Origin of the sequence: Streptomyces sp. NPDC001513 (genome assembly GCF_042894695.1) — a bacterium.
Lineage (GTDB): Bacteria > Actinomycetota > Actinomycetes > Streptomycetales > Streptomycetaceae > Streptomyces.
Genome location: NZ_JBIAVU010000030.1, coordinates 1 through 11431, shown reverse-complemented (window position 1 = coordinate 11431; position 11431 = coordinate 1). Strand labels below are relative to the sequence as shown.

General features: G+C 71.7%; 10 protein-coding genes and 1 pseudogene. 8 read left to right on the top strand and 3 right to left on the bottom strand.

The window, feature by feature from the left end:
• From manB to ACFYZ4_RS39705, 5 genes and pseudogenes are all read left to right on the top strand, one after another.
• Nucleotides 1-159, top strand: a pseudogene (gene manB / locus ACFYZ4_RS39725) (phosphomannomutase/phosphoglucomutase); the annotation flags it as partial.
• Between the two features lie 266 nt (nucleotides 160-425).
• Complete coding sequence (locus tag ACFYZ4_RS39720) at nucleotides 426-611, top strand: Trm112 family protein (RefSeq protein ID WP_030015246.1); 186 nt, start codon at nucleotides 426-428, stop codon at nucleotides 609-611.
• A gap of 43 nt (nucleotides 612-654) precedes the next feature.
• Nucleotides 655-1788: an SIS domain-containing protein gene (locus ACFYZ4_RS39715; RefSeq protein WP_351304085.1), complete on the top strand. Its 1134-nt coding sequence runs from the start codon at nucleotides 655-657 to the stop codon at nucleotides 1786-1788.
• A gap of 40 nt (nucleotides 1789-1828) precedes the next feature.
• Nucleotides 1829-3004, top strand: a complete 1176-nt coding sequence (gene manA / locus ACFYZ4_RS39710) for a mannose-6-phosphate isomerase, class I (protein WP_351304082.1) — start codon at nucleotides 1829-1831, stop codon at nucleotides 3002-3004.
• A gap of 72 nt (nucleotides 3005-3076) precedes the next feature.
• Nucleotides 3077-4000 (top strand): cation diffusion facilitator family transporter, encoded by a 924-nt coding sequence (locus ACFYZ4_RS39705; RefSeq protein WP_351304079.1) that lies wholly within the window; start codon nucleotides 3077-3079, stop codon nucleotides 3998-4000.
• Between the two features lie 108 nt (nucleotides 4001-4108).
• Here ACFYZ4_RS39705 and ACFYZ4_RS39700 read toward each other — a convergent pair whose 3' ends face one another.
• Nucleotides 4109-6100 (bottom strand): fructose-specific PTS transporter subunit EIIC, encoded by a 1992-nt coding sequence (locus tag ACFYZ4_RS39700; RefSeq protein WP_390786300.1) that lies wholly within the window; start codon nucleotides 6098-6100, stop codon nucleotides 4109-4111.
• Nucleotides 6101-6448: 348 nt separating this feature from the next.
• Here ACFYZ4_RS39700 and ahcY point away from each other — a divergent pair, with 348 nt between their 5' ends.
• Together ahcY and ACFYZ4_RS39690 are read left to right on the top strand one after the other, a co-directional pair.
• Nucleotides 6449-7885 carry an adenosylhomocysteinase gene (ahcY, locus tag ACFYZ4_RS39695; protein ID WP_390786299.1) on the top strand — a complete coding sequence of 479 codons (1437 nt, stop codon included), beginning with the start codon at nucleotides 6449-6451 and terminating at the stop codon, nucleotides 7883-7885.
• 120 nt (nucleotides 7886-8005) lie between these two features.
• The gene (locus tag ACFYZ4_RS39690) at nucleotides 8006-8626 is read left to right on the top strand and encodes a hypothetical protein (protein WP_390786298.1); all 621 of its coding nucleotides are present in this window, start codon (nucleotides 8006-8008) and stop codon (nucleotides 8624-8626) included.
• Nucleotides 8627-8658: 32 nt separating this feature from the next.
• Here the strand turns inward: ACFYZ4_RS39690 and ACFYZ4_RS39685 are convergent, their stop codons facing one another.
• A complete protein-coding gene (locus ACFYZ4_RS39685) occupies nucleotides 8659-8964 on the bottom strand; it encodes a hypothetical protein (protein WP_351304799.1) in 306 nt (101 codons plus the stop codon).
• 18 nt (nucleotides 8965-8982) lie between these two features.
• Nucleotides 8983-9963 carry an RDD family protein gene (locus tag ACFYZ4_RS39680; RefSeq protein WP_390786297.1) on the bottom strand — a complete coding sequence of 327 codons (981 nt, stop codon included), beginning with the start codon at nucleotides 9961-9963 and terminating at the stop codon, nucleotides 8983-8985.
• 109 nt (nucleotides 9964-10072) lie between these two features.
• Here ACFYZ4_RS39680 and ACFYZ4_RS39675 point away from each other — a divergent pair, with 109 nt between their 5' ends.
• Nucleotides 10073-11080, top strand: coding sequence for a stage II sporulation protein M (locus tag ACFYZ4_RS39675; RefSeq protein ID WP_351304793.1), 1008 nt, complete (start codon nucleotides 10073-10075; stop codon nucleotides 11078-11080).
• Nucleotides 11081-11431: the final 351 nt, after the last annotated feature.

The window sequence follows — 11431 nt, the reverse complement described above, 5'->3', positions numbered from 1 at the left end:
GTGGACGAGTTGGACGGTCTGACGGCGACGGGCGAGGACTGGTGGTTCAACGTCCGCGCCTCCAACACCGAACCGTTGCTGCGCCTGAACGTCGAGGCCCGCGACGCGGCGACCCTCTCGAAGGTCCGCGACGAGGTCCTGGCCCTCATCCGCGGCTGAACAAGGCTTGTCGGCCGGGGGCGGAACCCACTCCGCCCCCGGCCGAAGCCGCGCACATCCAGCCCCGCCGGCGTTTGAGGCGCTGGGGGTCCCCCCGGACGGAGTCTGGGGGAGGGTCCGGGGGCAGCGCCCCCGGGCACGGCGCCGCACCCATCCACCCCGGCGGGAGCCACCGCGCACAGTCCACCCCGCACCGGAGGTGACTCGGCGGTACGCTGACCTCGCTCCACCCCAGAACCATCCGCATGCCCGAAGGGAACCGCCCCATGCCGCTCGAAGCCGGCCTCCTGCAGATCCTCGCCTGCCCCGCCTGCCACTCGCCCCTCGAGGACAAGTCGGCCGACGAGACGGCCCCCGAGCTGATCTGCACCGGCCAGGACTGCGGCCTCGCGTACCCGGTCCGTGACGGCATCCCGGTGCTCCTGGTCGACGAGGCCCGCCGCCCCGCCTGATCATTCCGCCACCCTGGATCCGTCAACACCGCCGGAGGCCGCCATGCTCGACGAGTCGCTCCTCGACGCACCGGACGATCTCGCCCGCGTAGACCGCCGGGGCCTGCTCCGCGGCGCGGCCGAGGCCGGGGCGAGAGTCCGTACCGCGGCCCGGCATGCGAACGAGGCGGGCCTCGCGGAGCTGCGGCCCGACGGCCGCCCCCGCGCGGTCCTGATCGCCGGGCCCGGCACCGCCGCCACCGGCGTCGCCGACCTGCTGGGAGCCCTCGCCGGCGCCTCCGCGCCCGTGATCCGGCTCGACCCCACCGGCGTCGCGCACGCCGCCGGCGCACTGCGCTGGGCCCTGCCCGGCTGGGCCGGCCCGGTCGACCTGCTGCTCGTCGCCACCACCGACGGCACCGAGCCCGGGCTGGCCGTCCTCGCCGAGCAGGCGTACCGGCGCGGCTGCACCGTCGTCGCCGTCGCCCCCGAGCGCTCACCGCTGAGCGAGGCCGTGGACGGCGCGCACGGGCTCCTCGTACCGATGGCCAAGGCCCCGTACCAGGAGTACGACGAATCGGCCGCCGCGGGCCCCGGCGCCCTGTGGGCGCTGCTCACGCCCCTGCTGCTGCTCCTCGACAGGGTCGGCCTGATCACCGCCGCCCCCGACACCCTGCAGCTCGTCGCCGACCGGCTCGACCGCACGGCCGAACGCTGCGGGCCCGCCATCGCCACGTACTCCAACCCGGCCAAGACCCTCGCCTCCGAGCTGGCCGACTCCCTCCCGCTCATCTGGAGCGAGGGCACCGGCGCCGCACCCGCCGGCCGCCGCTTCGCCGCCACCCTCGCCGAGCTCGCCGGCCGCCCCGCACTGGCCGCCGCGCTCCCCGAGGCGCTGCCCGCCCACGGCATCCTGCTCGCCGGGGCCTTCGCGGCAGGCGCCGACCCCGAAGACTTCTTCCGTGACCGGGTCGAAGAGCCCCAGGCCCTTCGTGCCCGCATCGTCCTGCTGCGTGACCGGCCGGCGGGCGGCCTCACCGCCGCCCCCGCCGCACGCGAGCTCGCCCTCAGCCACGACACGGCCATCAGCGAGCTCGAACCGGAGGAGGGCGTCGAGCTGGAGCAGCTCGCCGAACTCCTCGCCGTCACGGATTTCGCCACCGCCTACCTGGCGTTGGCCTCCGGGGGACACGGCTGAGGTACACGCACCTGCCCCGGCTCTATCCAGGAAGACGACGATGGACCGCCTGACGAACACGATCCGCCCCTACGCCTGGGGATCCACCACGGCCCTCCCCACGCTCCTCGGTGTCGAACCCACCGGTGAGCCCCAGGCCGAGCTGTGGATGGGCGCCCACGCCGGCGCCCCCTCCCGCCTCGACCGCGGCGCCGGCCAGGTCGCCCTCTCGGACGTCATCGCGGCCGACCCCGAAGGCGAGCTCGGCGCGGCCACCGTCGCCAAGTTCGGCCCCCGGCTGCCCTTTCTCCTCAAGATCCTCGCCGCGGGCGCGCCGCTCTCCCTCCAGGTCCACCCCGACACGGCCCAGGCCAAGGCGGGCTTCGAGGACGAGGAGCGCCGCGGGATCCCGATCGACGCGGGGCACCGCAACTACAAGGACCCCCACCACAAGCCCGAGATGATCTGCGCGCTCACCGCGTTCGACGGGCTGTGCGGCTTCCGCGCGCCGCTGGACGCCGCCGACCTCCTCGCGGGCCTGGAGGTGGACAGCCTCAAGCCGTACGTCGACCTGCTGCACGCGCACCCCGAAGAGGCGGCCCTGCGCGAGATGCTCACCGCCGTACTGACCGCGGACCGCGCCGAGATGGCCCACACCGTCCACGAGACCGCGGCCGCCGCCGAGCGCCTGGGCGGACCGTACGCCCCGTACGCCACCCTGGCCCACCACTTCCCGGGCGACCCGGGAGTCATCGCGGCCATGCTGCTCAACCACGTCCGACTCCAGCCCGGCGAGGCCATGTTCCTCGGCGCGGGCGTCCCGCACGCCTACATCGACGGACTCGGCGTCGAGCTGCTCGCCAACTCCGACAACGTGCTGCGCGCCGGACTCACCCCCAAACACGTGGACGTGCCCGAGCTGCTGAAGATCGCGCGCTTCGAGCCGGGCGACCCGAACGTGCTGCGCCCCGAAGGCGACGGTGGCGAGGAGGTCTACGAGAGCCCCATCGACGAGTTCCGGCTCTCCCGCTTCCTCCTCGCGCCCGGCGGCGTCTCCCGCGTGCTGTCGCAGGACGCCCCGCAGATCCTGCTCTGCACGGCCGGTTCCGTGACGGCCGGTTCCGCGACGGCCGGCGAACTGCCGCTGGCCCCGGGCGAATCGGTCTTCGTACCGGCGGGCGAAAAGGTCGAACTGTCCGGAAACGGTACGGTCTTCCGTGCCACCGTGGTGGTCTGACGCGGCGTCCGCCCCGGCGGCTGCAACAATGTGCGGCCGGTAGTCAGTGGCTAGGAAGGACATCCTGCACCCATGAGCGCGTCGGGCGGTACCAGGGCGATCGTGGCGGCACTCGCTGCCAACCTCGCCATCGCTGTAGCCAAATTCGTGGCATACCTCTTCAGCGGCTCCTCGTCGATGCTCGCGGAAAGCGTCCACTCGCTGGCGGACTCCGGGAACCAGGGGCTGCTGCTCCTCGGCGGAAAGAAGGCCAAGCGCGAGGCGACCCCGCAACACCCCTTCGGGTACGGGCGCGAGCGCTACATCTACGCCTTCCTCGTCTCCATCGTGCTCTTCACCGTCGGTGGCATGTTCGCCATCTACGAGGGCATCGAGAAGATCAACCACCCGCACCCGATCGAGGCCTGGTACTGGCCGGTCGGCGTGCTCGTCTTCGCGATCATCGCCGAGTCCTTCTCCTTCCGCACCGCGATCAAGGAGTCGAACGAGATCCGCGGCAAGCAGACCTGGACCCAGTTCGTCCGGCGGGCCAAGGCCCCCGAACTGCCCGTCGTCCTCCTGGAGGACCTCGGGGCGCTCATCGGCCTGGTCCTGGCGCTCGGCGGCGTCGGCCTCGCCCTGCTGACCGGCAACGGCGTCTGGGACGGCATCGGCACCCTCTGCATCGGCACCCTGCTCATCGTGATCGCGATCGTCCTGGCCGCGGAGACCAAGTCCCTGCTGCTCGGCGAGGCCGCCGGCCTCGAAGAGATCGAGAAGATCAAGACCGCGCTCGTCGACGGGGACGTCGTCACCCGCGTCATCCACATGCGGACCCTGCACCTCGGCCCGGAGGAGCTGCTGGTCGCCGCCAAGATCGCCGTCGAGGGACACGACACCGCGACCGAGGTGGCGGACGCGATCAACGCCGCCGAGGCCCGCATCCGCGAGGCCGTCCCGATCGCCCGCGTGATCTACCTGGAGCCGGACATCTACCGTCCCGAAGCCGCCAAGTAACCCACCGACGTACGAAGGCCCCCGCGCGCACCGGCCCGCGGGGGCCTTCGTACGTCCGGCCCGGCGGCGCCGGAGCCGGCCTCCTGCGGAACGCGGTCGGGGCCGTGATCAGCGGATCTCGCGCAGTACGTGCAGGATCGCGGGCTCGTCGGGGGCGGTCCGCAGCCGTTCCCGGAAGCCGGTGTCCATCAGCTTGCGCGACAGCAGCGCCAGGATCCGCAGGTGCTCGTCGCCCGCCGAGGCCTCCGGCACCGCGATCATGAAGACCAGCCGGGCCTTCGTCCCGTCCGGCGCGCCCCACTCGATGCCCTCGTGGGACCGGGCGAAGCCCACCGTGGGCCGGGTCACCGCGTCCGTCTTGGCGTGCGGGATCGCGATCGACTCGCCGAGACCGGTCGTACCCTGCGCCTCCCGCGCGAGCGCGACCCGTACGAGCTCGTCGACGTCCCGGACACGGCCGGTGGCGGCGAGCATCTCGGCCATCTCGCGGATCGCCGCCTCCTTGGAGCCGGAGACCAGCTCCGTCCTGACGGTCCGTCCGGTCAGGTACCCGGAGAGCACCTCCGACGGCGCGGCCTGCGCGGGTATGCCCGCTCCGCCCGCTGCTGCGCCGCCGCCCGCGGTCTTCCGCTCCTTGAGCCCGATCAGCGCGTTCGTGGTCAGCGCCGTCACCACGGTGCCCGCCGCGATCGCGATCAGGAACCAGCCGACGCCGCCGACCGCGCCCAGCGCGGCCACGACCGGCCCGCCGTGCGGCACGTGGTCGCCGACCCCCGCAAGCCCGGCGAGCGCACCGGCCACCGCGCCACCCAGCATGTTCGCCGGGATGACGGCGGCCGGCCGCGCCGCCGCGAACGGGATAGCTCCCTCCGAGATGCCGAACGCGCCCATGAAGAGCGCGGCCATCCCCGTCTCGCGCTCCTGATCCGAGTACGACCCGCGGCGCAGCACCGTCGCCAGGCCCTGGCCGAGCGGCATGACCGGGATGGCCGCCGCGCACATGCCCATCACGACGTAGTTGCCGGACGCGATGAGCCCCGTACCGAAGAGGAAGGCGGTTTTGTTGACCGGACCGCCCATGTCGAAGGCGATCATCAAGCCGAGCAGGGCGCCGAGCAGGACCGCGCTGGTCCCGGTCATGCCGGACAGCAGTCCGGTCAGGCTCTCGAAGACCCACGAGACGGGCCCGCCGATCACGTAGATGAAGAACAGGCCGAGCGTGGTGGTGGCGACGACAGGGATCACGATGATCGGCATGATCGGCCGGACCACCTTGGGCACCGGGACCTTCCTGATCCACAGGACCAGGTAGCCGGCCAGGAAGCCCGTCACGATCGCGCCGAGGAAGCCCGCGCCCGACTCGGAGCCGTAGAGCGCGCCGGTGTTCGCGATGAAGCCGCCGATCATGCCGGGCACGAGCGCAGGCCGGTCGCCGATGGCGTACGCGAGGTAGCCGGACAGGATCGGGATCATCAGGGTGAAGCCCAGGACGCCGATCCGGAAGACGTGGTCCCAGAACGTGCCGGGCGTCGTGGCGTACCCCTCGGCCGTCGCGTGCCCGCCCAGCGCCAGCGCGATGGCGATGAGCAGACCGCCCACCACCACGAACGGGATCATGTACGAGACGCCGTTCATCAGGGCCTTGTAGGCGAGGCTCCGCTCCTTGCCACCGGCACCGGCACCGGCACCGCCACCACCGCCGGAGGCACCCGCGGTCGCCGTCCCGGTCTGCACCGGCGCGCTCCGCACGCGTTCGATCAGCTCCTCCGGCCGGTGGATGCCGTCCGCGACGCCCGTGGAGAGGACCCGCTTGCCCGCGAACCGCTCGCGGTCGACTTCCTTGTCGGCGGCGATGATGATGCCGTCCGCCTCTCTGACATCGTTGTCAGAGAACACGTTCTCGGCCCCGATCGAGCCCTGCGTCTCCACCTTCATGTCGACACCGAGGCGGTCGGCGGCCTGCTGGAGCTTCTCCGCGGCCATGTAGGTGTGCGCGATCCCCGTGGGGCACGCGGTGACGGCGAGCAGCTTCGGGCGCCCCTGCACGCCCGCGGGCCTGCCCGCGCCCCCGTCCACGGATGGGTCTGCCGGACTGGTCACTGAGGTCTCCTTCGTGCCACGGGTCCTGCGGGATCGCACATGGGTTCCCGATCCACCGGCATCCTCCCCTGCCCAAAAGGCGGATCAAGAGTACGAAAGGCCCTGAAAGGGCCCGTCGGAGGGCCTGACATCACCACACGCCTTCTTCCTCGTCTGACTGGGGCTCACTCCACCGATCGGTGTAGATTCGTCGTCAGTGTCAGGCGTCGCTGCTGATGGCGGGTCGGGCGGTCCTCGCGACCGGCCGAGGGGAGAGAGGACCCCCGACGGACTGTGCTCGGTGTCCCGTCCCCAGGACGGCGCACGGACCAGCCGTACCCACCTCTCGAACCATGAGGAGCAGCACCCATGGACTTCAAGGTCGCAGACCTGTCCCTTGCCGCGTTCGGCCGCAAGGAGATCACCCTGGCCGAGCACGAGATGCCGGGCCTGATGTCGATCCGACGCGAGTACGCCGAGGCGCAGCCGCTGGCCGGCGCCCACATCACCGGCTCGCTGCACATGACGATCCAGACCGCCGTCCTGATCGAGACGCTGGCCGCCCTCGGCGCCGACGTCCGCTGGGCCTCCTGCAACATCTTCTCCACCCAGGACCACGCGGCCGCCGCCATCGCGGTGGGCCCGAACGGCACCCCGGAGAACCCGCAGGGCATCCCCGTCTTCGCCTGGAAGGGCGAGACGCTGGAGGAGTACTGGTGGTGCACGGAGCAGGCGCTGACCTGGCCGAACACCCCCACCGGCGGCCCGAACATGATCCTCGACGACGGTGGTGACGCCACCCTCCTCGTCCACAAGGGCGTCGAGTTCGAGAAGGCCGGCGCGGCCCCGGACCCGTCGACGGCGTACTCCGAGGAGTACGCCCACATCCTCACCCTGCTCAACCGCACCCTCGGCGAGTCCCCCCAGAAGTGGACCCAGCTCGCGTCCGAGATCCGCGGCGTGACGGAGGAGACCACCACCGGTGTCCACCGTCTGTACGAGATGATGTCCGAGGGCACGCTGCTGTTCCCGGCGATCAACGTGAACGACGCCGTGACGAAGTCGAAGTTCGACAACAAGTACGGCTGCCGCCACTCGCTGATCGACGGCATCAACCGTGCCACCGACGTCCTCATCGGCGGCAAGACGGCCGTGGTCTTCGGTTACGGCGACGTCGGCAAGGGCTGTGCGGAGTCGCTGCGCGGCCAGGGTGCGCGGGTCATCGTCACCGAGATCGACCCGATCTGCGCGCTGCAGGCGGCGATGGACGGCTACCAGGTCGCGACCCTGGACGATGTCGTCGAGACGGCCGACATCTTCATCACCACCACGGGCAACAAGGACATCATCATGGCCGCCGACATGGCCAAGATGAAGCACCAGGCCATCGTGGGCAACATCGGCCACTTCGACAACGAGATCGACATGGCCGGTCTCGCGAAGATCGACGGCATCGTCAAGGACGAGGTCAAGCCGCAGGTCCACACGTGGAAGTTCGCCGACGGCAAGGTCCTGATCGTGCTGTCCGAGGGCCGTCTGCTGAACCTGGGCAACGCGACCGGGCACCCGTCGTTCGTGATGTCGAACTCCTTCGCGGACCAGACCCTGGCCCAGATCGAGCTCTTCACCAAGCCGGAGGAGTACCCGACCGAGGTCTACGTGCTCCCGAAGCACCTCGACGAGAAGGTCGCGCGCCTCCACCTCGACGCCCTCGGCGTGCGCCTGACCACGCTCCGCCCGGAGCAGGCCGCGTACATCGGCGTGAAGGTCGATGGCCCGTACAAGCCGGACCACTACCGCTACTGATCGACCTTTGATCAGCTCCTGATCAGCCCCTGATCAGCGGCGGCAGAACGTGAAGCAGGCCCCCGGCACCCGTGCCGGGGGCCTGCCCCGTATCCCTCGATCCAAAGAAGTGTGCGCACCATGCCCCGCGGCCGTTACTCGCTCCACGACCCGCACGACCACACCCCCCTCGGCGAGGAGCACTTCCACTGCGCCCCCGGGCCCTCCGGCTGGCGCTACGTCTCCCAGCTCACCGCCCCCAACGGCGACCACCGCGGCTCCGTCGACCTCGCGATCGACGAGCTCGGCCGCCCCATCCGCCTCGAAGTGAACGCCGCGAGCTGGCAGGTCCGCGGGGCCGCCATCGACGGCGTCACCTGGGTCCGCACCGACCCCACCGGCGGCGAGGCCACCGAGGGCAACATCGCCGCGCCCGGCTTCACCGGGACCTCCCCGGCCTTCCTCGTCGCCACGGCCCGCCTGCTGCGCCTGACCCCCGGTGCCCCCGCCACCCGCGTCCGGCTCCTCGCCCTCACCGACCCGGTCCTGGCCCCGCGTACGGTCGACCAGGCGTGGGCGCTGCTCGCCCGCGAGGAACACCCCACCGACAGCGGCCCGCTCCTGGTGGACGAGTACCAGGTCAGCGCCCTGGACACGGGCGAGGTCCACACCGTCCACCTCGCCGGCGACGTGGTCCTGTCGGCCCCCGGCATCGAACTCGAACACCTGGAGACCCCGCCCTCCACCTTCCCCGAGGACTGAAGCGGCCCGGCAATCCCCGGCGCGGCCCCGCGTCAGTGCTCCTCGTCCGGGTGGCTCCACTCGACCGCGCACATCGCCGAAGGCGCGGCCTCCTTCGCGTACCAGGCGAGGGACTTCTCGAACTCCGGGCACCAGAGGTGGGCGCGGCTGACGGAGACCGGGAAGTCGGTCCCGCCGGTGACGACGTGCCCGCCGCGCTCCGGCACGATGCCGATGCTCACCTGGCCGCCGATGCTCTCGTCCCGCATCAGCTCACGAAGCTCCTCGACGACCGCCAGCGCCCGGGCCTCGTCGTCGATGCCCGTGACGCGGAAGGTGAAGGCGATGTTCGCAGACATGCCGTGCAGGCTAGGCGATCACGCCGGGGGCGCGAACCCGGTCGCGGGCCGCGGCGGCACGGGAGCCGCCGGAGCGGGCGCCATCACCGGGGCGGCGGGCGCCCTGCCCGGGACCGGGGCCGGCTGACCCGCCTGGGGTACGGGCTGCGGTACGGGCGCCCCGGGAGCCGGGTGCCCCCACGCGGGCGGCGTCCCCGGAGCCGTCCCGGGCGGGCCCGCCACGGTCCTGGGCACCCCGGGCGCACCGGGACCGGCGCCGAAGGCCCGGGCGGCGTCCCGCGTCTGCCGCTCGTGCACCACGGCCATCAGGAACGCGGCAGCCGGCACCCCCACCGGTGGCGGCGCCCCCGTACGCGCCACCAGATCGTCCGCGAGCCGCGCCGCCATCGCGGCGCCCACCTGCGGATCCAGCTGGTTCATCCGCGTCAGGTACTGCCGGATCGCCAGCCACAGCCCGTCCGGCACCGCCGACAGGTCCAGCCCGGTGAACCGCCCGGCCAGCCACGGCGGAGGCGGAGGCACCGGCATCACCCGGGCCCCCGGTACCCGTTCGCGGACGACCAGCGTCCCGGCGAAGACGTCCCCGAGCCGCCGTCCGCGCGCCGAGATCAGCGAGGCGAAGCACGCCACCGTCCCGAAGGTCAGCAGCAGCTCCACCACCCCCATGGCCCCGCGGACCAGCGCGTGCCGGAACCGGATCGGCCCGCCGTCGTCCCGCACCACCCGCAGCCCGCACGCCAGCTTGCCCAGCGAACGCCCGTGGGACAGCGTCTCGACCGCGATCGGCACACCGACCATCAGCAGCAGGAAGCCCGCCACCGCCACCGCCGCCTGGGCGGCGTCGTCCAGCGAGGAGGTCGCGAGGGCCAGGCCGACCGAGAGCAGCACGTACCCGGTGACGTACACGAGCAGGTCCAGGAGGATCGCCAGCCCGCGGCTCGGCAGCCTCGCGGGCCTGAGCCCCAGGACGACCGCGTCCCCCGTCACCAGATCGCTCACCGCAGCACCTCTCATGTGACCTGCCCCGCCCCGACGCCCTCCAGTCTGCCAAGCTGACCACACGAGCAGTACAGCAGCAGGTGACCTGGGGCAGGGGAGCGGCAACCGGATGGATCTCGACGTCTTCGTGACGGCACACCGCGCGGAATGGGACCGCCTGGAGCAGCTCCTGGGCCGCGGCCGCAAGCTCACCGGTGCGGAGGCCGACGAACTCGTCGCGCTCTACCAGCGCACTTCCACCCATCTCTCCCAGATCCAGTCCAGCACCCCCGATCCCATGCTCACGGGCCGGCTGACCCAGCTGGTCGCGCGCGCCCGCGCCACGGTGACGGGCACCCGCCGGGCCGGCTGGCGCGACGTCGCCCTCTTCTTCACGGCGGCCTTCCCGGCCGCGGTCTACCGCAGCCGCCGCTGGTGGATACCGACCGCGCTGCTCTCCACGGCTCTCGGCGTGCTCATCGGCTGGTGGATAGCCACGCACCCCGAGGTCCAGGGCGCCCTCGCGGCCCCGGAGGACCTGAAGGCGCTCACGCAGCCGGGCGGCGAGTACGAGACGTACTACTCCAGCCACCCCGCGGGCTCCTTCGCCGCCAAGGTCTGGACGAACAACGCCCAGGCGGCGGCGATCTGCCTCGTCCTCGGCGCCTTCCTCGGGCTCCCCGTGCTGTGGATCCTCTTCCTGAACATGGCCAATCTCGGAGTCGGCCTGGGCCTGATGGCCTCCGCCGGCCGCCTCGATGTCTTCCTCGGGCTGATCCTTCCGCACGGCCTGCTCGAACTGACCGCCGTCTTCGTGGCCGCGGGTACGGGGCTGCGCCTGGGCTGGACGGTCATCGACCCGGGCCCCCGCACCCGCCGCACCGCCCTGGCGGAACAGGGCCGCGCGGCCCTCGGCATGGCCATCGGGCTCGCGGTGGTCCTGTTCGTCTCGGGCCTGATCGAGGGGTTCGTGACCCCGTCCGGCCTCCCCACCTGGGCCCGCATCACCATCGGCGTCCTCGCCGAGGCCGCCTTCCTGATCTACGTCTTCGTCCTGGGCGGCCGGGCCTCCCGCGCGGGCGAGGTGGGCGACGTCGAAGCCGCGGACCGGACGGCGACGCTCCCGACCGCTGCCTGATGTGCGGACAGCCCTGCTGAGCTGCTAGTCTCCTCGTCGTCCCGCGAAGACCGTTGACACGGAGCCCGTGGGGAGGTAGATTCGAACGGTTGCCTCGAACTGGACAAGTTCGGCAGCGATGGTTTAACCTATCTCTCGCCCCCATCAAGGAATTGAATTCCAGTGGGGCGTCGCCGACTCCTCATTCAGGAATCCAAGCCGGGAAATCCGGTGGAGAACTTCTGATAGAGTCGGAATCGCCGGAAAGGGAAAGCGCGAAAGCGCTGGAACTGGAAAGCACCGAGGAAGTCGGACACGAAAGAGTCTGATAGAGTCGGAAACGCAAGAACACAGCAGAACAGAACGAAGCCC